Source organism: Aneurinibacillus danicus (assembly GCF_007991215.1).
GTDB lineage: Bacteria > Bacillota > Bacilli > Aneurinibacillales > Aneurinibacillaceae > Aneurinibacillus > Aneurinibacillus danicus.
The window spans coordinates 17,800-39,416 of sequence record NZ_BJXX01000106.1; the positions used below are offsets into that span (position 1 = coordinate 17,800).

Annotated in this window: 23 protein-coding genes, 1 pseudogene and 1 riboswitch; of the genes and pseudogenes, 12 read left to right on the forward strand and 12 right to left on the reverse strand. The window is 49.5% G+C overall.

All coding sequences use genetic code 11. The features are described from left to right. Positions 1-2 precede the first annotated feature (2 nt). Positions 3-809: an inositol monophosphatase family protein gene (locus ADA01nite_RS11985; protein ID WP_246147318.1), complete on the reverse strand. Its 807-nt coding sequence runs from the start codon at positions 807-809 to the stop codon at positions 3-5. A 175-nt stretch (positions 810-984) separates the two neighbouring features. Between ADA01nite_RS11985 and ADA01nite_RS11990 the strand changes: the two genes are divergently transcribed. Together ADA01nite_RS11990 and ADA01nite_RS11995 are read left to right on the forward strand one after the other, a co-directional pair. Beyond that, positions 985-1,689 carry a class I SAM-dependent methyltransferase gene (locus ADA01nite_RS11990; RefSeq protein ID WP_146810199.1) on the forward strand — a complete coding sequence of 235 codons (705 nt, stop codon included), beginning with the start codon at positions 985-987 and terminating at the stop codon, positions 1,687-1,689. Positions 1,690-1,816: 127 nt separating this feature from the next. Next, on the forward strand, positions 1,817-2,332 hold the full coding sequence (locus ADA01nite_RS11995) for a hypothetical protein (RefSeq protein ID WP_146810200.1): 516 nt from the start codon (positions 1,817-1,819) through the stop codon (positions 2,330-2,332). 255 nt (positions 2,333-2,587) lie between these two features. On the opposite strand, the gene ADA01nite_RS12000 is transcribed toward ADA01nite_RS11995, so the two are convergent. The 4 genes and pseudogenes from ADA01nite_RS12000 to ADA01nite_RS12010 form a co-directional block, all read right to left on the reverse strand. Then, positions 2,588-2,968 (reverse strand): beta-eliminating lyase-related protein, encoded by a 381-nt coding sequence (locus ADA01nite_RS12000; RefSeq protein ID WP_443092717.1) that lies wholly within the window; start codon positions 2,966-2,968, stop codon positions 2,588-2,590. Further along, a pseudogene (locus ADA01nite_RS23200) lies at positions 2,942-3,079 on the reverse strand (beta-eliminating lyase-related protein); the annotation flags it as partial. The gene ADA01nite_RS12000 and the pseudogene ADA01nite_RS23200, both read right to left, overlap by 27 nt. Beyond that, the gene (locus ADA01nite_RS12005; RefSeq protein ID WP_146810202.1) at positions 3,076-3,882 is read right to left on the reverse strand and encodes a hypothetical protein; all 807 of its coding nucleotides are present in this window, start codon (positions 3,880-3,882) and stop codon (positions 3,076-3,078) included. The gene ADA01nite_RS12005 and the pseudogene ADA01nite_RS23200, both read right to left, overlap by 4 nt. Before the next feature lie 157 nt (positions 3,883-4,039). Further along, positions 4,040-4,723, reverse strand: a complete 684-nt coding sequence (locus tag ADA01nite_RS12010; protein WP_146810203.1) for a TerC family protein — start codon at positions 4,721-4,723, stop codon at positions 4,040-4,042. A 363-nt stretch (positions 4,724-5,086) separates the two neighbouring features. Here ADA01nite_RS12010 and ADA01nite_RS12015 point away from each other — a divergent pair, with 363 nt between their 5' ends. Beyond that, a complete protein-coding gene (locus tag ADA01nite_RS12015) occupies positions 5,087-6,676 on the forward strand; it encodes a M2 family metallopeptidase (RefSeq protein ID WP_146810204.1) in 1,590 nt (529 codons plus the stop codon). Between the two features lie 257 nt (positions 6,677-6,933). On the opposite strand, the gene ADA01nite_RS12020 is transcribed toward ADA01nite_RS12015, so the two are convergent. Together ADA01nite_RS12020 and ADA01nite_RS12025 are read right to left on the reverse strand one after the other, a co-directional pair. Beyond that, positions 6,934-8,037 (reverse strand): MFS transporter, encoded by a 1,104-nt coding sequence (locus ADA01nite_RS12020; RefSeq protein WP_246147320.1) that lies wholly within the window; start codon positions 8,035-8,037, stop codon positions 6,934-6,936. A gap of 135 nt (positions 8,038-8,172) precedes the next feature. Beyond that, positions 8,173-9,357, reverse strand: coding sequence for an SAM-dependent methyltransferase (locus ADA01nite_RS12025; protein ID WP_146810206.1), 1,185 nt, complete (start codon positions 9,355-9,357; stop codon positions 8,173-8,175). Positions 9,358-9,560: 203 nt separating this feature from the next. Here ADA01nite_RS12025 and ADA01nite_RS12030 point away from each other — a divergent pair, with 203 nt between their 5' ends. Beyond that, entirely contained in the window at positions 9,561-10,097 is a 537-nt protein-coding gene (locus tag ADA01nite_RS12030; protein WP_146810207.1) for a PadR family transcriptional regulator, read from the forward strand. A 39-nt stretch (positions 10,098-10,136) separates the two neighbouring features. On the opposite strand, the gene ADA01nite_RS12035 is transcribed toward ADA01nite_RS12030, so the two are convergent. Beyond that, the gene (locus tag ADA01nite_RS12035) at positions 10,137-11,498 is read right to left on the reverse strand and encodes a DEAD/DEAH box helicase (protein WP_246147319.1); all 1,362 of its coding nucleotides are present in this window, start codon (positions 11,496-11,498) and stop codon (positions 10,137-10,139) included. Positions 11,499-11,773: 275 nt separating this feature from the next. Further along, positions 11,774-11,888, forward strand: a riboswitch (TPP riboswitch). Positions 11,889-11,984: 96 nt separating this feature from the next. Between ADA01nite_RS12035 and ADA01nite_RS12040 the strand changes: the two genes are divergently transcribed. From ADA01nite_RS12040 to ADA01nite_RS12055, 4 genes are read left to right on the forward strand one after another with little or no spacing between them, the layout of a single operon-like run. Next, positions 11,985-12,641: a thiamine phosphate synthase gene (locus ADA01nite_RS12040; RefSeq protein WP_170230252.1), complete on the forward strand. Its 657-nt coding sequence runs from the start codon at positions 11,985-11,987 to the stop codon at positions 12,639-12,641. Continuing rightward, positions 12,638-13,759: a glycine oxidase ThiO gene (thiO, locus tag ADA01nite_RS12045; protein ID WP_146810210.1), complete on the forward strand. Its 1,122-nt coding sequence runs from the start codon at positions 12,638-12,640 to the stop codon at positions 13,757-13,759. The genes ADA01nite_RS12040 and thiO overlap by 4 nt, the downstream gene beginning before the upstream one ends. A gap of 18 nt (positions 13,760-13,777) precedes the next feature. After that, complete coding sequence (thiS, locus tag ADA01nite_RS12050) at positions 13,778-13,981, forward strand: sulfur carrier protein ThiS (protein WP_146810211.1); 204 nt, start codon at positions 13,778-13,780, stop codon at positions 13,979-13,981. 5 nt (positions 13,982-13,986) lie between these two features. After that, positions 13,987-14,751, forward strand: a complete 765-nt coding sequence (locus ADA01nite_RS12055; protein ID WP_146810212.1) for a thiazole synthase — start codon at positions 13,987-13,989, stop codon at positions 14,749-14,751. A 154-nt stretch (positions 14,752-14,905) separates the two neighbouring features. Here ADA01nite_RS12055 and cimA read toward each other — a convergent pair whose 3' ends face one another. Further along, the gene (cimA, locus tag ADA01nite_RS12060; RefSeq protein WP_146810213.1) at positions 14,906-16,531 is read right to left on the reverse strand and encodes a citramalate synthase; all 1,626 of its coding nucleotides are present in this window, start codon (positions 16,529-16,531) and stop codon (positions 14,906-14,908) included. Between the two features lie 141 nt (positions 16,532-16,672). Here cimA and ADA01nite_RS12065 point away from each other — a divergent pair, with 141 nt between their 5' ends. Then, positions 16,673-17,449, forward strand: a complete 777-nt coding sequence (locus ADA01nite_RS12065) for a DUF3109 family protein (RefSeq protein WP_146810214.1) — start codon at positions 16,673-16,675, stop codon at positions 17,447-17,449. 79 nt (positions 17,450-17,528) lie between these two features. Beyond that, positions 17,529-17,783: a DUF2621 family protein gene (locus ADA01nite_RS12070; RefSeq protein WP_170230253.1), complete on the forward strand. Its 255-nt coding sequence runs from the start codon at positions 17,529-17,531 to the stop codon at positions 17,781-17,783. Between the two features lie 62 nt (positions 17,784-17,845). Here the strand turns inward: ADA01nite_RS12070 and ADA01nite_RS12075 are convergent, their stop codons facing one another. From ADA01nite_RS12075 to ADA01nite_RS12085, 3 genes are all read right to left on the reverse strand, one after another. Next, positions 17,846-19,084, reverse strand: a complete 1,239-nt coding sequence (locus ADA01nite_RS12075) for an MFS transporter (RefSeq protein WP_146810216.1) — start codon at positions 19,082-19,084, stop codon at positions 17,846-17,848. Positions 19,085-19,408: 324 nt separating this feature from the next. Further along, positions 19,409-19,600, reverse strand: a complete 192-nt coding sequence (locus ADA01nite_RS12080; protein ID WP_146810217.1) for a twin-arginine translocase TatA/TatE family subunit — start codon at positions 19,598-19,600, stop codon at positions 19,409-19,411. A gap of 110 nt (positions 19,601-19,710) precedes the next feature. Further along, a complete protein-coding gene (locus ADA01nite_RS12085; RefSeq protein ID WP_146810218.1) occupies positions 19,711-20,571 on the reverse strand; it encodes a metallophosphoesterase in 861 nt (286 codons plus the stop codon). A gap of 97 nt (positions 20,572-20,668) precedes the next feature. Here ADA01nite_RS12085 and ADA01nite_RS12090 point away from each other — a divergent pair, with 97 nt between their 5' ends. Beyond that, complete coding sequence (locus ADA01nite_RS12090; protein WP_146810219.1) at positions 20,669-21,028, forward strand: hypothetical protein; 360 nt, start codon at positions 20,669-20,671, stop codon at positions 21,026-21,028. A 42-nt stretch (positions 21,029-21,070) separates the two neighbouring features. Then, positions 21,071-21,589 (forward strand): PCYCGC motif-containing (lipo)protein, encoded by a 519-nt coding sequence (locus tag ADA01nite_RS12095; RefSeq protein WP_146810220.1) that lies wholly within the window; start codon positions 21,071-21,073, stop codon positions 21,587-21,589. Positions 21,590-21,617: the final 28 nt, after the last annotated feature.

Here is a 21,617-nt window from a genome sequence, read left to right on the forward strand (position 1 = left end):
TATTATAACGGACGTTCCATCAAAAATTCAAGCAGAAAATTATACAGATTCGGATTGGCCGCCAGGATGCTGCTTCGCTCGGCAAACGGAAGATCAGTACCGTCCAGCGCACTGATCATACACCCCGCTTCTTCGACCAGCAGCCGGCCCGCACCGTAATCCCACGGATTTAAGTTCAAACTGATATAAGCATCCAGCCGCCCCGCCGCTACATAGGCAAGCTCAAGCGCCGCTACCCCATAAACCCGGATGCCGCGCGAACGATGCGCCAGATGCTGCATTTTCTCCGAGAGACCGCTTTTCATTGCCCGACGGTTCCAGAACAGGCTTGTGGACAAAAGCGCTTCTTTCATTTCTTTGTTGCGCTTTACCTGAAGCGGTTCATCGTTAAGGAAGGCACCGCCGCCGCGCTCCGCGTAAAACATCTCTTCCCGGGTAGGATCGTAAACCACTCCTACTTCGCATACGCCTTTGTGATAGACGGCAATCGATATACAGTAATTCTGTTGCTGGTGAACGAAATTGGTCGTCCCGTCAATCGGATCTACCATCCAAACCGTATCAAACTCGTCCGGTTTGCATGCAATTAATCCTTCTTCCCCCAAAATGCCGTGGTCAGGATATGCTTTCATAATCTTATCTATTACCAATTGTTCTACAGCCCGGTCGACGGAGGTGACCAGGTCAGACGCAGAAGATTTATACATCACTTCCAGGGGATGGGCCAGCATTTCCTCAATCAGCTTGCCCGCACCGAGCGCACATTGCTTGGCCAGCATTCCCCATTCCTTGATTTCTGGATTCCGCACGATTCTCGCCTCTCACTTGGTTTCATATTCTTCTTTCTTAACTTTACCCCATTTGTCCAACCGGTATAAAGAAAATTTTTCTCAACAGACTTTTTCTATACTTTATTATGTTTTTCTCGCTTTTTTTAGCCAGTTGTGCTACTTTTCTGCTAAAGGAGACAAGGGGGAGAATAGAATGGGTTTTAACTGGCATGCAGCATGCGAGACGCATTGGAACAAAATGTCGGCCCACTGGCAGGCAAACAGCGAGGAAATGTGGGAGACAGGCAGCCGGAAGACGATACTGCCTGTGCTGACCCGATACATCCAGCCTGATAAAGGCCGGGTACTGGATGCGGGCTGCGGCGACGGATACGGCAGCGCAAAACTGGCGGAGCTGGGCTTTCAGGTAACAGGGCTGGACATTTCCGAAGAAATGATTAAAAAAGCGGAGACAAGAATAAAGCCCGGACTTGCCCTTTCCTTCGTAAAGGCGGACTTGCGTAAGCTTCCGTTTCCGGAGCATTCCTTCCAGGCAATTATGGCAATCAATGTACTGGAATGGACCGATGACCCTCGCGAGATGCTTACAGAGCTCAAGCGGTATCTGCAGCCCGGCGGTTTGCTTGCGCTCGGCATTCTGGGACCGACCGCCGCACCGCGCGAGCACGGCTACCGGCGCCTGTACGGGGAAGATGTTGTCATCAATACAATGATGCCGTGGGAATGCGGACGATTGCTTACGGAAAACGGATATGAAATCGTGCACCAGGAAGGCGTCTATAAGCGCGGGGTCACTCTTGAAATGACGGAGGCACTCTCCTTGGAACTCTGTCAGGCACTAAGCTTTCTCTGGATGTTTTATACGCGCCCAGTTAATGCCCGCCAAACTACAAAATAAGCAAAAATTTATTCTCTCGTATTGCGCGGGAGAATTTTTTTTGCCTGAAAGCAACTTATCTACTCTCTAACCGTCTAACTCTATAACAGAATCTGTGAACTTTATGAAAGAAAGGAACATGCACACAATGAGGTGGCAACGTACTATCGCTGCGCTGCTTATGGGAGCGGGAATGCTTGTGGCCGGGACAGGCTGTTCCTCGGTGGACACCCGTTCTCCCTCTGCCCAGACAGCCGAAGTGAAAAGTTGGATTACCCAACAGATGAAAGTCAAACAAGCGTCGATTCATGAATGGGAGAAAGCGGCTGGCCGCGCCAACACAACGCCCGCCGATCATGCGATTGCTCGTCTTGCGATAAATATTCTCTCAAAAAATGTGGCTTCTCTTATCGCAGAAAACGGCAGCAACAAACCCGCACTCCTGGCTAGCGTCATGAAGGAAGAGAAACAACAAGAGCAGACGGACCTGCCGTCGCTCGCTTCGCTTACGCTGGAAGAAAAAAGCCAGCTGGACGGCGGCAAGACGATGTATCGTCTGGAAGGCAAAGTTTTTACCTCCGTCCCTGACAAACTCTACCCTGTCACTATTACCGTCCGTGTCAACAAACAAGGCGAAATCGAGTATTTCGAGATTAATAAATAAGAAAAACTCGCGGTCGTTGCCGCTCGTCCTTTTTCCACATGGAAGATAAACGGCCGCTTTGTGACCCTTCGGTCGGACCGGCAAAACATCTAGGCATCTCGATGAGGGAGACAATTGCCGGTCTTTCCCTCCCTTAAGGGCCACACGCTCCACACGGAAAAAGCAACGGTCGGCATACGCCTCGCGAGTTTTTTCACGCTTATAAAATGAAAAGAAAGAAAACCAGGCGCATCACACGCCTGGTTTTCGTTTAGTCTATTTTGCCAATTGCCCATGCAATAGACTCAAAATACGCTCGCCCGCCTCTTCGATATCCTCATCGGTGATGTGACGGTGGGTGACGAAGCGGATGATGCCTTCACCGAACGGAGACGCTTTGATTCCCGCTTCGGCGATCCGCTGCTGAAATTCGACTGCATTCAGTCCGGTTTCCGCTATATCGCACAACACAATATTTGTCTCTATCGTATCTATATCCACATACAACCCGGGAACTTCGTGCAAACGCTCAGCCAGCCTGCGTGCCCGGGCATGATCTTCATGCAGACGCTGACTCATTACCTCAAGCGCGTATAATCCAGGTGCCGCCAATACCCCTGCCTGCCGCAGCGCCGCCTTCTCTTCCAGGCGGCGCACGGTCGGATCTTCGCCATATACATCGTCGCCCACTTCAGCTTCATACATCAGTTTGCGCATCTCTTCGGTCGGTTTGGTCAGCGTATCGCTGCGAAAGTCAATGATGTTCATTCTTCACCTCTCCTTTTGCTCCTCAACGGCAGTTCTTCGGAACGCGTTCGGCTTGGACTATAGTTCGGATGCTCTTCAATAATCCGGCGCATATTCGTAAGCCACGCGCTTATGCCTGCAATCCTGTCTAAATCTTTATTAGTGAAGATGGTTCGCTGGAAATAAGGCTGTAATTCGTACATCCGCTCTTCTAAGTTGCGGTCAAATCCGTTCCACTTCATCATCTGCCGCACTTCTTCATTGTTTTCCATTACGTCACAAATCCAATAGTATTGTGACTGATTATCACGGATCATCTCATACGCCCTGCGCTGGTCGCTCACATATCGCTCTTCCAGCACCCACTGCCTCTCCCGCTTGCTGTATGCAAAATAGGCAAGGAAATGGATTACCGTCGCAAGAAACAGTGCCAGCGTAAATACAAAGCCCATATAATACATCCAATCCGGCAGATACATCGAACTCAAAAGACCGATGCTCAAATGATAGCATAACGAGACGACCCAGCAGCCGATAATGATTGGATTGGGGCGGGTTAATCTAACTTCCTCCTTCTGTACAGGGCGCGTGGAGATGGTGGCGAACGCCTGCAGGTAAGCATCAAGGAAAATGACACTCAAAAAAAACAGCCCCGCCTCCAGACCGATCCTCTTCGTATAATCGGCCGGTACTTTAACAAAATAAATAAGGAGATAAAAAATGACTATGTACAGAAGCGAAAACGCCGTCCATACCAGAGCACGTCCGCCTTTCTGCTTCTCTCTGCGCCGGCGGTACTTATCCACACGGGAAAGGGGTTCCAAGTTGCATCACCATCTTTCTCTGTCTTTCTGGTACATTCATGCTTTTTCCTTCAGTATAAGCCTTCAGCCTATTTCTTGCATACAACATTTGACCCCCTGGTCTAAAGGACGAAAAGTGTAATTTTCCGGTCCCCCGATACAGAAGAACAGCCTCTACTTACGCAGAGGCTGCCGTTGTCGATTGTCTGTCTTTTTTCATTTTACCACTGATAAGAACGCCTGCAACTATAACGACAATGACAATCCATTTAATAACCGGATTTTCCGCAAAGAACGGAACGATGAATTTCTCGGTCACCATCATTTTGGCGGCAGTATAAGCAAGTACCCCTGCTCCAACATAGATAAGCTTCGGGAAACGATCCATCAGCTTGATAATAACCTGACTGCCCCAGACAACAAGCGGAATGCTGATTAACAGTCCAAGCACAACCATACCGGTATGCCCTTGAGCGGCGCCCGCTACCGCTAACACGTTGTCGAGTCCCATCATCACGTCAGCAACAATGATGGTCCGAATTGCCCCAAACAGTGAAGAACTGCTCTCTATATTCTCCTCTTCCTCTTCGCCAATCAGCAGCTTATATGCAATCCAGACAAGAATTGCGCCGCCGATAAGATGAAGCCCGGGGATTTTCAAGAGCCAGACAACAAAGATTGTCGCCAGCGCGCGTATCGCAATCGCACCGACCGTTCCCCATATAATGGCTTTCTTCTGCTGTTCTTTTGGCAGATTGCGAGATGCGAGCCCGATTACAATCGCATTGTCACCGGCCAGCACCAGGTCAATAATGATGATGGAAAAAAGCATCGAGAAAAATTGCGCAGATAAAAACTCCACAATGACCATGCCCCCTCATTAAAATCACACTTTAAAACAACGCGACAAAAGTTAAAAACCTCTCTAAAAAACACAAAAAGACCTATGCCGAGAAAAAACGGCACAGGTCTTGCTTCCAACATTTGCATGTTGTCGATAGAGCCGGGGTCCCCGCCGAGGTTCCCGTAATGACGACACTATCGTTCTCAAAGCTACTCCCCTATGGGCTATTTTCTTATATATAAGATATACCGCATCACGTGTGCATGTCAATCAATAAATTAGTCGACTGCACAAAATTAAGCGGAAACAATTGAACCGGCAGTCCGTTTATCATACGATAAAAGGAAGAAGCTATCATCTCACGAAAGAGAGGATTCGATTATGCCATCTGTCGATGCATTTCTCGCTCCGCGCCTCAAACAGGTAGAAAATCTGTCCAAGGCAGCCGCGGAAGCCTACTGGCAGGCCACGACCACTGGAGAAGAGAAGTACGAGAAGCAATATGTAAGATACCGTCAGGATCTGATTCGCCTATTCTCCAGCAAGGACGATTATACACATCTTAAAGAGCTGCTTGCCGATCAAAAACTGCAGCGTGACCTATTGTTGTACCGCCAGCTTGTGCTACTCGAGCACGAATATATTCCGAATCAACCAGATGCCATACTGCTCTCTGACATCGTACATAAAGAAAGTGAGATTGAAAGTGAATTCACCCGCTTCCGTGCCTCGTTCGACGATAGAATCGTATCGGATAATGAGATCCAAGATATTCTTCAGAACGCAACCGACTCTACGCTTCGCCGCAAAGCGTGGGAAGCAAGCAAGCAAATCGGAAACCAGGTGGCCGAGCGTGTAATTGAACTTGTGAAACTGCGCAACCGTGCGGCACAGGAAGCCGGATTCAAAAACTACTATGCCATGTCATTAAAGCTTCAGGAGCTGGACGGACGGAATCTGTTCTCCATTCTTGCTGCACTGGAAGAGAAAACGACGGAGCCGTTCCGGCGCGTAAAACAGAAGTTGGACGAAGAACTGGCGCGCAAATTCGGTATTTCCACGGATGAGATCATGCCGTGGCATTACGCAGATCCTTTCTTTCAGGAGGCTCCCCCGCTTGAGAGCGCCCAGCTGGATCCGTATTTTAAAGGCAAGAACATTGTCGAAATTACAAAGCGCTTTTTTGCGGACATCGGACTTGAAGTGGACGACATTCTAGAGCGCAGCGATCTGTTTGAACGTCCGAACAAAAATCAGCACGCATACTGCATCGATATCGATCACAGCGGAGACATTCGCGTGCTGGCCAATATTCGCGACAACGAGTGGTGGATGAGCACTATGCTGCACGAACTCGGACACGGCGTGTATGATAAATACATCGACCGGACGCTTCCGTATCTGCTGCGTACGCCTGCGCATACGCTTACCACGGAAGCCATCGCCATGTTCATGGGACGCCTGACCAAAAATCCGGAGTGGCTAACACTGTATGCGGACGTTCCGGAGCAGGAGACGAAGGCACTGAAACCTGCACTTGAAGAATACCTCAGTATGAGCATGCTTATCTTCGTGCGCTGGGGCCTGGTGATGGTGCATTTCGAACACGAGATGTATCATGATCCGGATCAAGATTTGAATGCGCTCTGGTGGTCATTGGTCGAGCGCTTTCAACTGGTAAAAAAACCAGAGGGCCGAAACGAGCCGGACTGGGCCGCAAAAATTCATATTGGAACCGCCCCGGTATACTACCAGAATTACATTTTGGGCGAACTGATGGCCTCTCAGCTGCACTTCATGATACTGGACGAACTCAGAGGCGATTCCTATCTGAAAAAGAAAAGCACCGGCTCCTATTTAATCCGGCGCATCTTCCATTCCGGTGCCCAGGTTCCCTGGTATGAGCTGTTGAAAAACGCCGGCGGAGAAGGATTGAATCCCGATTACTTCGTGAAGCAATTCGTGCGCTAGTTATAAAATAAAGAAGGTACAAAAACTTGTCCGATTCTTTTTCCCGAAGATGCATAGCCTGTCCGCTCCTTCATGCAGGTCCGAGCCGGTCGGCAAAACACCTGGGCAGAACAGAGATGGAGACAGTTGCCGCTCTCCTTCGGTCTTGGACCGGCAGGTCGCTGGGCGAGGAAAAAGAAAGGACTCCGTTTTTGTACCTTCTGTACTTTTATATCCTTTTATAACAAATAATTACTGGCTTATCTCTGTATTCGTTCTTATTGAGCAGAGATATAAGATTCTCTTTGATGTTCCCTTATGGGCAGTATCATAAGCAAGAAGCCGATGAGCACGATAACGGCCGAGATACCAAAAGGCGCCTGCGGGAAAAACATATGCCCGAAGATACCGGACAAGATTGGGGCAGAACCCGCACCCAGCCAGCGTACGAAGTTGTATACGCCTGATGTCACACCCCGCTCGTACGGTGAGGACTCCATTACATGCGTAGTAAACAGCGCATTATTCAATCCGGAAATTAAACCGGAAATGATAACAAGCACGATTTGTACCCACATAATTTTTATGAAGAACAACAAAAACAGGAATGCGCTGAAAAGTAGCAGGCTATAGCGCAAAAGATTCTTCAGTTTATATTTTTGCTCCAATCTATGCGATAAAATAGCCGAACCGTAAGCAAGGCACAACCCCCAGCCAAAGAAGACCAATCCGAGCTGGATGGGCGATAGCTCCAGCACGAGCGGAGAATAAGCCAATACGGTGAAAAAGCCATAATTGTACAGCATGCCCGCTAACGCCCCCTGAATAAAAGGAAGATACGAGAACAGGTGGCCCATCTCTCTAATACCGGCCGTCTTCCGTTTCTGTTTACTCGGCGGAGCTTTAACAAAAAAACTCACCAATATGAATGCAACAAAAATTAGCAATCCGGTTGCAATAAAGGGATAACGCCAGGTATATCCACCGAGAATTCCGCCGACAAGCGGACCGCCGGCCATGCCAAGACCGATAGCTGCTTCGTACAACCCAACTGCAGCGCCGACTTCACTCGACAAAGCGATCAGCAGCGTCATGGCAGTGGCAAAGAAAAATGAATTACCGAGCCCCCAACCCGCTCTGTAAATCGAGAGTTCTGCAATCGTACCGGAAAATCCGCACAGCAGCGCAAAAATTGTAACGATAACCAGCCCTGTGACCATCATCGGTTTGTCGCCGAACTTGCCGGCCAACAGACCGGCGGGAAGCATCATGATCGCCATCATAAAAATATAAGAGGAAAACAGCATCTCTACCTGCCAATGACTTGCGCCGATTTGTTCGGCTATCGAAGGCAAGATGGGGTCTACAACCCCGATTCCCATAAACGCAAGAAATGTGGCAAACACCGTAATGATTCTTGCGTTTCGTTTTTTACTCTCGGTTAATTCCAAGTCTCCCTCCTCCTTTCTTTCTTACCTCGATGTTTTCATCCAGTCGCCTGTGACCAGACCTGCCTGTTACTTCTGTTCTTCCGAAGCCGAAGCATACAGATAGTCCCTCGTAAGCGGCAGTTGATTATTAATGCCTTTTGAGAAAAGCATCTGATGAATAGAAAGCCCGCCGATTCTAAAGAAAGCGGCACTGGACCGCAGATACAGACGCCACATGCGGACAAATTTCTCATCGTACATCTCGCGGACTTTAGCCTCATGTTGATCGAAACGTTCCGCCCATCGATCGAGTGTCATCGCATAATGCATCCGCAAGTTTTCCACATCCATCGTATGGAAATCATACTCGGGCAGCAGGTGAATGACCTCGCGCAGCGAAGGAATGTACCCGCCGGGAAAAATGTATTTTAAAATCCACGGATCGCCCGGCTCTTCCTTCATATGCGTAATCGTATGAAGCAGCATCAACCCTCCTTCTTTCAATAGCGCCTGCACCGATTTCATAAATTCAGGATAATGATCCTGTCCGACATGTTCAAACATGCCGACGCTGGCGATTTTATCGAAGGTACGTCCTGTTTTCGCAAGATCGCGATAGTCCATCAGTTCAACATCCACCTGACCGGACAACCCCAGCTCTGCAATCCGCTCGCGTGTTTTTTTGAACTGCTCTTCACTTAATGTAATGCCTGTCGCTTTAACTCCATACTGCTGGGCGGCGCGAATGATGAGCCATCCCCACCCGCTTCCGATGTCAAGCAGCGTTTCCCCTTTCTTTAACTGCAGCTTCCGTAAAACATGGTCAATCTTTTGCAGTTGCGCTTGTTCGAGCGTGTCTTCCGGCGTCCTGAAATAGGCGCATGAATAGCTCATCGTTTCGTCGAGCCACAATGCATAAAAGTCATTTCCTACATCGTAATGGTGCTGCACGTTCTCCTGCTGCTTACGCATGCTGAGTTTCGACAAGCGGGTAAGCGTTTCAGACCAAATCATGCTTCGGTTCGACGTGGCAGCCCGAATAACGTCTTCGATTGCACCTTCAATCTCGATCGCCCTGTTCATATACGCTTCTCCAAATGCCAGGGACGGCTGTTTCACGAAATTTCCAAAAGGAACCTTCTCATGAAATATAAGCGTAAAGCGCGGCTCGCCTTCTCCGTAATTATCCGTCGTTCCATCCCAAAATACCACCCGAAAAGGAACCGACGTTATCTTTGAGAAAAATTGCTGGAATAAATACTTCTGCACCATGTATCGCTCCTCATCCGAATGAATTAGTAAACAGTATGAAATGCTGAGATTAGAAATATGCCTGTATTCACAGTTTGTTAAAGTAATTATATATGTAATTTTTTATATATAGAACAGTGTGTTTTAGTATAATGTGCTCTGTTTGCATATGTCAATATTTATATATATAATCTTGCTCATATGAATAATAAGGGAGGAAAAGAATGAATGCTTTAGGCTACGCCCTGCTTGGCATGCTTGTGCGAAAGCCCTGCTCAGGCTACGAATTAACGCAGCTGCTGGAAGTATTCTGGCAGGCCAAACACAGCCAAGTGTATCCGCTGCTTATGAAGCTTGAACAAGACGGGCTTGTCACATTTGTTTATGTAAAACAAACCGGGAAACCGGATAAAAAAATCTATTCGATTACCGATAAAGGAAAAGCGCTGCTTGCAGAGTGGACCCGCAAATCGCCCGCTCCCCCCGTCATCCGGGATGAATTTCTGGCCAAGGTGTATTCCATCTGGCTAACGGATAAGGATACGGCACAACGCCTTTTTCATGAACGCATGACCGCTTATGAGGAAAAAATTGCATTTCGCAAAGAAGAAATCAAGAAAATGAAAGAAGAATACGGGGATGAAATTGAAAGCATTACTTCCCGTCATTTCGGGCGCTACCTTCTCTTCTGCCGAAAACTGAAACAGGAGGAAGAAGAGATTGCCTGGTGCCGCTGGGTACTCGGCTTACTTGCGAAATAAACAAAACCGGGATGACGTCATTCTGCCATCCCGGTTCGTTTATTTTTTCTTGCGTGTTCTGTATACTTCTTGAATGGCTTTGCGGCGCTCTTTGCGCTGCTGCTTTTCTCTTTCAGCCTGCATTTTTTTCTTGTATCCAGGTTTAATCTTTCTAGGTTTCGCTTTAGCCCGGCCTCCTCCTAACGCAGGTGCCGGCTTTTTCTCCGCACTGCGGTCCTCTGTCCGTGCTTCCTGAATGCCATCGTTCGTATCTCGAACCACCTTGCGGGCCTTACGTTCTTCACGTTTTTTGCCCCCGAGAAACTTCTGCTCGACACCGCCGCTAATGGCGCGCGAGAAACGGGTAAACCACTGTTTCTGACGAGGGGAAATCAGCGAAATGGCTTCTCCTTCCTGCCCGGCCCGGCCGGTTCTGCCTACGCGATGGATATAGCTCTCCAAATCGGACGGCATGTCGTAGTTAAACACATGCGTAATGCCTGCCACGTCCAGGCCGCGCGCCGCAATATCCGTCGCGACGAGATACTGGAATTTGGCTTCGCGGAACCGGTCCATAATCTGTTCCCGCTTCTTCTGGGTTAAATCGCCGTGCAGCGCTTCCGCTTCAATGCCGTTCTCCTGCAAGCTGCGCACCAGCTCGTTGACGCGCTGTTTTGTATTCGCAAAGATCACGGCTAGATACGGACGGGCATCTTTGACCAGTTCCAGCAGCACGTCAAGCTTGTCGCTTTGGTTCACTACATAATAAGATTCTTTTGTGTTTTCCGCCGTCATCTGCCGCTTCTCGACCCGGACAATCTGCGGTTGATTCATGAAACGGTGGGCCAGACGACGCACTTCATCCGGAATGGTCGCAGAGAACAGGAGCACTTGTTTTTGCTGCGCTGTTTGGATGAAGACTTCTTCTACTTCTTCGAGAAAGCCCATCTCGAGCATTTTGTCCGCTTCATCGAGCACAAGCATTTTAATCCGTCCGAAATGAAGTGTCTCCCGGCGCAGGTGGTCAAGAATTCGGCCCGGCGTGCCTACCACGATATGCACCTGTCCCGAAAGCTTGCTAATCTGGCGTGTAATGTCCTGACCGCCGTGCAGCGAGAGTACGTTAACGCCCAAATGCTTGCCCAACTCGGCTATATCGTCTGTGATCTGCATCGCCAACTCACGCGTCGGCGTCATAATCAGCGCCTGCACGTCTTTTTTATCCAGCTCCAGCATTTGGAGCATCGGAATGACGAAGGCCGCCGTTTTGCCGGTTCCAGTCTGGGCCTGCCCGATGACATCTTTTCCTTCGAGAGCCAGCGGAATGGCCTGCGCTTGAATCGGGGTCGGTTCTTTATAATACAAATCGGCAATCCCCTGCAGAATTTCCGGTTTCAGCTGAAAAGCAGTAAATGAATTCATGATTTCCTTCCTTTCTCTGCTAAAACAAACTATTTCTTATTCTACCCGATTTCCGCTTCTGATCGCTACCCGAAAAAAGAAAACAGGCCCGGACGGTCGCGCAAATCATTGACGTATGGAAATAATTCAATGGCCTTCAACCTTTGCTCACCCTTCCGTTTGATTATGCAAGATAATCGCAAAATAATTCAGACTATTATTCCTTTGTTAAGTTTTTTATATACCTTCTTCTCTTTTTTGCTACTATTGATTATAATGGAAGAAATTTTAATAGAAAGCACTACTAGGGGATCCCGAGGAGCCGGGCTGAGAATGAAACGCGTTGAAGTTTCTAAACCCTTGGGACCTGATCTGGTTCGTACCAGCGTAGGAAAGTAGTCGGCATAAAAGCGTTTGTCATTGACGTATCAGGCCGGGTCCCATAATAGGGTCCCGGCCTTTTCTGTGAAAATCATGAGAAAAGAAGGAAGGGGGAGAGGAATGCACATGGCACATGCTCTTCACGTCATCAGCAGCGGTACGCAATCACTTTCAGACGTCCGCAGGGTTGTGGCGCGTATTCACCCGTATATTACCATGTTCCACCTGCGCGAAAAACAGCGAACCGCTCGGGAGTTATGGGAATGGACACAGGATTTGGTTGCGGCCGGTCTGCCATGCACCAAACTTGCGGTAAACGATCGGGTGGATGTAGCGCTTGCGAGCGGAGCCGCTGCCATTCAAGCCGCGTATCACAGCCTGCCTGCCGGCGTCATTCGCCGTCTTGCCCCGCATAGGCTTATCGGTGTCTCTGTCCACAGCGTCACGGAAGCAAAAGCGGCGGAAGCGTCAGGCGCCGATTATGTGTTGTTCGGCCATGTCTTCGCCTCGACTTCCAAGCCCGGTCAGGCCGGTCGGGGACTTGCGGCTTTGCAGGAGATCGTGGAAAGCGTCAATCTGCCCGTTATTGCATTGGGCGGCATTACGCCTAACAATGCGCCGGATACGCTGGCGACGGGCTGTGCCGGAATTGCCGTACTGTCAGCCATTATGCTTGCCAGGGACCCTATGCTTTCTGCCCAGCAATTTCAACAGGCCATGCAGAATGTCCGTGTATCGCCCAGATGCGCGTGGCCCATGGCAAAAATGGAGGGTGTTAAATGATCAAGCAGGATGTTGTCATCATCGGTGGCGGTGTCATCGGCGTCTCTATTGCCTATCAACTGACAAAAAGGGGCAAAACAGTCACCTTGTTGGAGAAAGATACGATCGGGGCGCATGCATCAGGGGCGGCAGGCGGCATGCTCGGCGCTCAGGTCGAGTTTACCGAGCCGGGTCCATTAGTAGATCTTTCTCTGCGCAGCCGCGCTATGTTTACAGAAATCGCCCGAGAGCTATATCAGACTTCCGGCGTCGATATCGGCTTGAACAATGCAGGTATGCTTCGTATCGCCTGGACGGAAGAAGAAGCCGACACGCTAAAAAAACGCGGTGCCTGGCAACAGGCGATGGGCCTTCAAGCCGAGTGGATGGACAAAACGGACGTCAGACGGATGGAGCCGGCGGTAAGCGACGAAATTACGGGCGCTCTTTACCTGCCGGACGATATCCAGGTCTCGGCACCGGATTTGACAAGGGCGTTTGCGGTTGCCGCAGCAAAGGGCGGTGCCAGGCTTCTGGAACGATGTGAGGTGCTTGACATCGAGCATACAGACAGCCGGATTACAGGGGTTGTGACGACACAGGGCCGGTTTACGGCCGATCATTACGTGCTTGCTGCCGGAGCATGGAGCGGCCGTCTGGCGCATACGCTCGGCCTGCCGCTCTCCGTTTTCCCTATTAAAGGGGAAGCGTTCTCCGTGCTTTCTATGCCGCAGCGGATCGAAAAAACGATCTATTCGCACGGATGCTACATTGTTCCGAAAGACGGAAACCGTCTGCTCGTCGGTGCTTCCTCTGCAGACTGCGGGTTTGATAATCGGCTGACAATTGACGGCCTGCAGCAGCTCATGACAAAAGCCGTTCGTCTTCTGCCCGCCTTAAAAGACTGCCCGCTTGAAAAGACATGGGCCAGTCTGCGGCCACAAACCAAAGACGGCCTTCCGTATTTCGGACCGGTATCGTCTTTTGCGAACCTGCTGGCGGCGACCGGGCACTACCGCAACGGGATTCTTTTAAGCCCGCTGACCGGTGAAATGATTGCCCGCATGGTGACAGGTGAAACGCTTGATATCCCGCTTGCGCCTTTCACCGACAGACGTCATGTTCATCCCATCCTGTAAATCTAAGGAGGTACGCCTATGAATATAACAATTAACGGCAAGATGCAAACCATTCCTGACACGGTCGGGAATGTCCAGCAGTTGCTGGAATATCTGCGTCTTGCAGATCGCATCGTGGTTGTAGAAATTAACCGCGACATCCTGCAAAAAGAACAGCATGCCGCAAGAAGTATCACGGACGGCGACACAATTGAGCTTGTACATTTTGTTGGTGGAGGTTGATCATCATGCTTCGAATCGGACCTTATGAATTCTCATCCCGCCTGCTGCTCGGCACGGGCAAATTCCCGGACTTCGATATACAGCGCCGGGCGGTGGAAGTCTCGGAAACAGAAATCTTAACGTTTGCCGTGCGTCGGATGAACATCTATGATCCGGCACAGCCGAACTTTTTGGAACAGTTGGACCTGCAAAAATACAAGCTGCTGCCCAATACGGCCGGCGCAAGCACAGCCGAGGAAGCAGTGCGCATCGCCCGCCTTGCCCGTGCATCCGGATTATGCGATATGATCAAGGTGGAAGTGATTGCGGATACGAAAACCCTGCTCCCTGACCCGATCGCGACACTGGAGGCGACCAGAATTCTGGTCGAAGACGGATTCATCGTATTGCCTTACACGAATGACGATCCCGTATTGGCACGTCACCTGCAGGAAGCCGGTGCGCATGCGGTCATGCCGGGCGCATCGCCGATTGGCAGCGGCCAGGGGATTCTCAATCCGCTCAATCTGAGCATCATCATCGAGGAAGCCACCGTTCCGATTATCGTCGACGCCGGAATCGGAACTCCGTCCGACGCGGTGATTGCGATGGAATTAGGCGCTGACGGCGTACTGCTGAATACGGCCGTGGCCGGCGCCAAAGACCCTGTGAAAATGGCGGAAGCGATGATGTTGGCAATCAAGGCGGGCCGGCTGGGATATGAAGCAGGCCGAATTCCGAAGAAACGGTACGCCCAGGCCAGCAGCCCAATGGAGGGAATGAGCAAATAATGACATTGCCGTCTTTCGTTCGCGAAGAATTGGCAGAATATGATATCGTAGTCGACCGTATCCTAAAACGCTATACGGAACAATGAAAACCGAAATTTAAAAAGCCGGAAAAAGGGACTGGCTCACCCTTTTTACCGGCTTTATTCTTTTTCCTTTAATGATTTAATATTCCTTGACGCTCCGTCTCTTTCAATGCAATCTCCGCCGCTTCCCCGTGGCGTCCCATCAGCGCGTAGCGCATACTGTCAAGCAATGCCTCCCAACTCGCTTCAATTACGTTCGCCGATACACCTACCGTACTCCAACTATCCTTACCGTCCCGCGTCGATTCTATGAGCACACGCACTTTCGAGGCGGTTGCATCCTGCTCGCTCAGCACACGCACCTTATAATCGGTCAAATACATCTCTTTAATATCAGGGAAGAACGCTTCGATGGCTTTGCGCAGCGCGTTATCGAGCGCATTGACCGGTCCGTTTCCTTCTGCGACGGTATGCACCGTCTGTCCGTTTACTTTTATTTTCACCGTCGCTTCGGTTACGGCATCATGGTCCCCGATTTTCTCCATCAGTACCTTGAATGACTCTACCGTAAATACCTCTTCGTACTCTCCCAGACCTTTGCGTACAAGAAGCTCGAATGAAGCCTCGGCTCCCTCATACTGGTAGCCCTGATGCTCCAGCTCTTTTACCTGCTGGATAATTGCACGGCCTTCCGGTGTATTCTTATCCAGATCGATATTAAGCTCCTGGGCTTTAAAGAGCAGGTTGCTTTGTCCGGATAGTTCTGACACAAGTACGCGACGTGTATTGCCAACCGCTTCCGGTTTAATATGCTCGTACGTCTCCGCCGCTTTCAAGATCGCGCTCACATGCATTCCGCCTTTGTGTGCAAACGCGCTCTGTCCGACGAACGGCTGAACATTCGGCGGCATAATATTGGCGATTTCATACACGTAGCGTGACGTATTGGTCAACTGTTTCAACTGTTCTTCCGGTACACAGGCGTAACCGAGCTTAAGCTGCAGATTAGGAATGATCGAGATTAGATTAGCGTTACCACACCGTTCGCCGAATCCATTAATTGTGCCCTGCACCTGCGTCGCCCCCGCCGCTACCGCCGCCAGCGAATTCGCGACGGCGAGTTCTCCATCGTTGTGACAATGAATACCGACCGGTGTTTCCACCGTTTCTTTTACGCGCGTCACAATCTCGCTAATCTCGTGCGGCAGCGAGCCGCCGTTCGTGTCACACAGCGTCAACCAATCCGCTCCGGCATCCGCCGCCCGGCGTAACGTCGCCAGTGCATACTCAGAGTTGTGCTTGTATCCATCGAAGAAGTGTTCCGCATCGTAGATAACTTCCAGTCCTTTTTCTTTGAGGAACCGAACAGATTCATAAATCATATTCAAGTTCTCTTCGAGTGTAGTGCCCAGTGCTTCGGTAACATGGAAATCCCAGCTTTTTCCGAAGATCGCAACAGCTTCGACACCGCTCTCGATAATCATATTCAAATTCGCATCAGCATCCGCCGTTATGCCGAATCGGCGCGTGCTGCCGAATGCGGTAATTTTCGCATGTTTCAAATTCAACTCCCGAGCCCGCAGAAAAAACTCCATATCCTTCGGATTGCTGCCGGGCCAACCGCCTTCAATATAATGGACGCCAAGCTGGTCCAGCTTTTTTGCGATTTTCAGCTTGTCATCCACCGAGAGACTAACACCTTCTCCCTGGGTGCCGTCCCGCAAAGTTGTATCATAGATAAAAACTTGACCCTTCAATGCTTCGTCATCCTCCCCTTCACGTACTCTCTCATTTACTCCTTTAATCCATTATTCTGAATTGATTATTTTTTTCTGTAAAGTATATCATATCATGCAGAGAGTAGCTATACATAACATTTTTCGTTATCATGAAGGAAAATGAGTAATCGGAAAGCGGGAAATGATATGCGCAGCCGTTATTACGGAACGCCGGAACAACTGAAATTCAGCGATGCACTCGCTGTATACGAATACATCGTACCACGCCTGAACAAGACAATTATTCGCCATGGAGAGTACTTGATTGATACGCAGGCGCTGCTTGCGCCGGTCAATCTCGATTGCTTCCACTGCCACCTTGTGCATGGACACAATTGCTGCGAGCAGGGACAGCCGTACTCCATGCACGGCGACAATCTGACTTTATTCGAAGAACACGCCTTTACCATCCTTGAGGCCTATGGGGACGACGGACGTGCGGAGGAGGCCAGAGAAAAGGGATTATATGAACAGACGGCTGATACGAATTACTATCCGTCTATCCGCAAATACAAGGGAGACTGTCTTTATTTAATTGAAGATAACGGGAAACGATTATGTGCCATTCATCGCTACGCTCTTGAGCGGAAGCTCGATCCGGCCAAGCTTAAACCGTTTAGCTGCTCCCTCTTTCCATTGGAGATTATCGAATCCGACCTCGGCCTGCTTGTTACCGCACTGACAAGCGAAACGGAGCGGTTCAGCCGCTGGGGGGATTATTATCGCCACCGCTATTCATGCGTCAATCCGAAACGACGGCCAAAAAATACGCCTGATGAGTATTTTGCCAAAACAGGCTATGTTCCGGCCTGGATGTGGGCACGCGACCTGCTTGCTTCTTATTGGGGTGAAAATACGGTGGCTGACATGGAAGTACTGCTCGGTCTTTCCAAATAACCCCTGGTTTTCCTTCTAATTTTCCACTATGGAAGGTATAATAAGTAGTAAGTACATATCCAGAAAGGATGTTCAAAAAATGAAATGGCAAGACGATTCAACCCAGCTTCTTGATGAACTCATGAAACCGCTGCCGGTTTTTGTACGCCCGATGGCGAAAAAATCGATTAAAAACAAGGTAGAACAAGTGGCCCAGGAAGCGGGTGCAGAAGAAGTAAACCAGGATCATGTCGTACGCGGATACATCATCGCCGCCCCTGACAAAGAACGGGCAGTAACAGCCTTAGAAGCCAGCAAAATCGATTTAGCTCCATATGCTGATTTATTAAAATAAAAGGAACACATAAAAAACGGGTGAAGAACAAAACGTTCCACCCGCTTTTTTTTTGCGTCGTTTTATGATTTGGTATGCAGCACATGAGACAACAGCGCGCGCGGGGTCTGTGTACGGTGCAGCGTATATTTCACCCATAACGTATTCATTAGGAAAAGCGTCGCTGCCATAAAGAAGAGGCCATGCAGGCCAATCGCGCCGCTCAACGCGCCTCCTGCTATCGGCCCGAGCAGATTCCCCAGATTCATCGCGCTCGTACTGTACGCGAACGTCTGGCTCTCCATTCCTTCCGGCGCATGCTTGCGAATCAGATTGTTAACCGAGGGAATCAGTCCCCCGATGCACATGCCAAGCAGAAAACGCAGCACCATCAGCGGCCATACCGAATGCACAAGCCCCTGCGGAACGAAGAATACAACCATTCCTATAAGACAGATTAGCAGTACGTACTGAGAACCGATTTTATCGCCCCATTTGCCAAGCAGCGGCGAGAATAGTATGGTCGAGATACCGGACACCGAGATAACCACACCGACCATCAGTGACATGAACGCCCCACCGCGCCATAGCTCCTGTACGTACGAAGACATGAACGGATTCGTACTCATCATCGCAAACTGGATAAGAAATCCGGTCAAAAACAAACCGGGCAGCGGAGACGTATGGAGGATTTTACGAAACCCGGTTTCTTTGTTCAAAGCCAGCTCCGCTTTCGGCTTCGGCTGCGGTTTATTAATTTCACGAACAAACAGCAGCACAAGCATTGCCGCCCCAAACAGCAGCAGCCCGGTCACCCGGAAAATATTCCGAAATGTAACCCATTCCGCCAGCAGTCCGCCGAGGAGCGGCCCCAGAATCGTACCCGCCACAGCACCGGACTGGAGGAATCCAAGCGCATAGCCGGTCTTCTCCTTTGGCGTATTGGTCGATACAAGCGCCACCGCCGCCGGAACGAATCCGGAAATCAATCCGTTTAAGAGGCGCAATCCGAGCAATTGTACCGGGGATGCAACGAACCCCATACACAATGTTATGATTGACATGCCGATACCGGAGCGAAGCAGCATGACTTTACGACCCGTCTTGTCTGACAGCTTTCCCCAGAGAGGCGCCACAAGAAACGCGGTCAGGAAGTTCGCCGCGAAAATCCATCCGGTCCACCGCTGTGCCAGCACAGGATCGCTCACTCCTAAATCATGCTGCAGGAAAAGCGGCAGAAACGGAATGATTAAGTTCATTGCCGCCAATACCATAAACTGTGCAAACCACAATATATATAAATTTCGCTTCCATATTTCCATGGACGCTCAACTTCCTTTCTTTAACTTTCAGTACAAACAAAACAAAAAGCCCTGGCACAATCGAATGCACAAGGGACAGATTACGAATCAAAATCGGATAAATTCTACTATATCACCGCTCTTTATGTTTACAACTTCATATTATACGCCACTTACTATAAAAAGTACAGAGACTAAAAAAAGAAAAAATCGTGCTAAAAACTCAGAAAACCACCATGAGCCGCAACCCCGGCATGAAAATCGTAGGAAGGGCGGGTGACTTTTGGGGTACGAAGGAAAAGAGGATGCTGTGCGCATCCTCTTGTTCATGTTATATTAGATCCATTATTTAATCTCTTTCAGCGTCGGCTTCTTATCATCATCGTCGTCCATCGTCAACTCGCGCGTGGAGTTCTTGAACTCTTTCAAGGTTTGTCCGAAAGCACGTCCGATTTCAGGCAGCTTCTTCGGTCCAAATACGATAAGCGCAATCACAAGAATCAAAATAAGACCAGGAAATCCGATGTTTGAAAACATAAGAGTTCTCTCCTTTGTAGGCGTTCATAAGCCTATTATAAACGAAATTTGGAAAAAAACCATCAAATACAAAAATTCAATTGTCACAAATTCTTGAACCCTCTTATTTACTATTTCTTTCTTAGCGTCAACATATACCACTCCGGTCGGCATAAAAACCGGATTGGTAAAATCGTGGTACCGATCCCGCGCGAGGTATGGATGAGCATTTCGCTATTCTCTACCCTTTGCAATCCGTCCGGATATTTGCGGGCATATGGCGGATATAATACACCGCCCACAAAGGGAAGACGAACCTGACCGCCATGACTGTGACCTGAGAGTTGAAGGGTTACCCCATATTCTTTCGCCCGATCCGCCAAATCAGGCTCGTGAATAAGCGCAATTACGCATTCACCTTTTCCGATACCGCTGAACGCCGCCTCCCAATCCGGGTCTCTCCAATAATCGTCAAGCCCCGCCACGATAAGCCGTTCATCCACAGTACGGTGCCGTATCGTAAGATTTCGGTTAACAAGCGGGATGAAGCCTGCATCCTGATGTGCTTTAATAATACGATCCGGATCGACATGTCCGCGCACGTCATGATTACCAAGTACCGCATATTTTCCATATGGGGCTTGCAGACGGCTCAGCACCTGCGCCGCTGCCACAAGCTCTTCCATTCCGTCATCCACCAGATCTCCTGTGAACACAATCATATCCGGCTTCGCACTGTTCACCTTCTGTACCAGCGATTCCAGGTCATCTGCCGCAAGTCCGTGACCGATGTGCAGATCAGAGAAGTGTGCGATGCGAAATCCATTAAATGCATCCGGCAATCCCGCTAACGGAACCGTAACATCCTGACGCCGCAGCATATGACGCTCAATAAAAAAAGCGTCCAACCCCGCAAGCAGCATCAATCCCCCGATTCCCGCCACAAGCCGCCTAAGGAAGCTTCGTCGGTTCATTCTCTTTTCTACTTCCACACATCTTTCCCCTTTCCGCTCGCACTTCCCTGAAAAATACGCTACTATAGGAAGGAGTTATCCGCAAGAGAAAATAGAAGAAAATGGAGGTTGTTCTATGAACCATGAACAAATTCGACATTTACTAAATAAAGCACGGCATGCTATTTTTCTCGGCGAATCGTTACAAGAGGGAGAAACTCCAAAAACACAGGAAGAATATCTGGAGCTTTATGAAGCGAGGGTCGAGCGCGACCCTCTGCATGAGGTGTCATTGCTGCGGGAAGCTATAGGTCCACTCCTTCCAATTTATCAAAAGAAATGGCGTAACGATAACAGAGCTGCCGAGATGATGACCGGGAATTCACTTCCCGAACCAAAAGATGACGAAGGATGGATAATGGAAGTGTACGATGAAATTATGAATACGGACACAGAAACAGAATGGGACCAATTTGTCACACGATTTACCGACTAATTCCGGTATAATTAATGAAAAAAACGGGAGGTCCCTGGCAAAATGAACCTTCGCACAAAGAAAGTGTTCTTCACCGCTTTTATATTCCTTTTACTGCTCGCATCCGGCCTTAGCGGCTGCTCTTCCAATGAAGAAGCGGCACATGACGATGGGCATGCGGCCCATCAAGAGCAGCTACCGGGTGGTGACATTATTGAAACAACCTCCGGCCCCGATCAGCTTCCCTCATTCCTTAAAGGATTTGATCCACAGATTGCAAAAGTATATCAGGCGGTAGGCCACAACCATAGCGTGGTCGAGCATATGGCCTGCTACTGCGGCTGCGGCGAGAGCGTTGGTCACAAAAGCAACCGTGACTGCTTCATTCGTGAAGTGAAGCCGGACGGGCAAATCGTCTGGAATTCGCACGGCACAACCTGCGCCAACTGCTTAAACATTGCCGCAGAGTCCATCACCATGAAACAGGAAGGGAAAAGTCTGCTCGAAATTCGCAAACATATCGATAACAAATATAAAGAAGGATTCGCGAAACCGACGCCGACTCCAGTGCCGCAATCATAAACCAATTCAAAACCCCAGAGCCATGAGC

Coding starts and splice junctions, on each gene's coding strand:
- ADA01nite_RS12020 (WP_246147320.1), bottom strand. CDS start 8,037: ATGGGAATCGGGGTTGTAGACCCCATCTTGCCTTCGATAGCCGAACAA.
- ADA01nite_RS12065 (WP_146810214.1), top strand. CDS start 16,673: ATGAGTAATCGGAAAGCGGGAAATGATATGCGCAGCCGTTATTACGGA.
- thiS (WP_146810211.1), top strand. CDS start 13,778: ATGAATATAACAATTAACGGCAAGATGCAAACCATTCCTGACACGGTC.
- ADA01nite_RS12075 (WP_146810216.1), bottom strand. CDS start 19,084: ATGGAAATATGGAAGCGAAATTTATATATATTGTGGTTTGCACAGTTT.
- ADA01nite_RS12095 (WP_146810220.1), top strand. CDS start 21,071: ATGAACCTTCGCACAAAGAAAGTGTTCTTCACCGCTTTTATATTCCTT.
- ADA01nite_RS12035 (WP_246147319.1), bottom strand. CDS start 11,498: ATGAATTCATTTACTGCTTTTCAGCTGAAACCGGAAATTCTGCAGGGG.
- ADA01nite_RS12015 (WP_146810204.1), top strand. CDS start 5,087: ATGCCATCTGTCGATGCATTTCTCGCTCCGCGCCTCAAACAGGTAGAA.
- ADA01nite_RS12025 (WP_146810206.1), bottom strand. CDS start 9,357: ATGGTGCAGAAGTATTTATTCCAGCAATTTTTCTCAAAGATAACGTCG.
- ADA01nite_RS12055 (WP_146810212.1), top strand. CDS start 13,987: ATGCTTCGAATCGGACCTTATGAATTCTCATCCCGCCTGCTGCTCGGC.
- ADA01nite_RS11995 (WP_146810200.1), top strand. CDS start 1,817: ATGAGGTGGCAACGTACTATCGCTGCGCTGCTTATGGGAGCGGGAATG.
- ADA01nite_RS12040 (WP_170230252.1), top strand. CDS start 11,985: ATGGCACATGCTCTTCACGTCATCAGCAGCGGTACGCAATCACTTTCA.
- ADA01nite_RS12070 (WP_170230253.1), top strand. CDS start 17,529: ATGAAATGGCAAGACGATTCAACCCAGCTTCTTGATGAACTCATGAAA.
- ADA01nite_RS12030 (WP_146810207.1), top strand. CDS start 9,561: ATGAATGCTTTAGGCTACGCCCTGCTTGGCATGCTTGTGCGAAAGCCC.
- ADA01nite_RS11990 (WP_146810199.1), top strand. CDS start 985: ATGGGTTTTAACTGGCATGCAGCATGCGAGACGCATTGGAACAAAATG.
- thiO (WP_146810210.1), top strand. CDS start 12,638: ATGATCAAGCAGGATGTTGTCATCATCGGTGGCGGTGTCATCGGCGTC.
- ADA01nite_RS12090 (WP_146810219.1), top strand. CDS start 20,669: ATGAACCATGAACAAATTCGACATTTACTAAATAAAGCACGGCATGCT.
- ADA01nite_RS12080 (WP_146810217.1), bottom strand. CDS start 19,600: ATGTTTTCAAACATCGGATTTCCTGGTCTTATTTTGATTCTTGTGATT.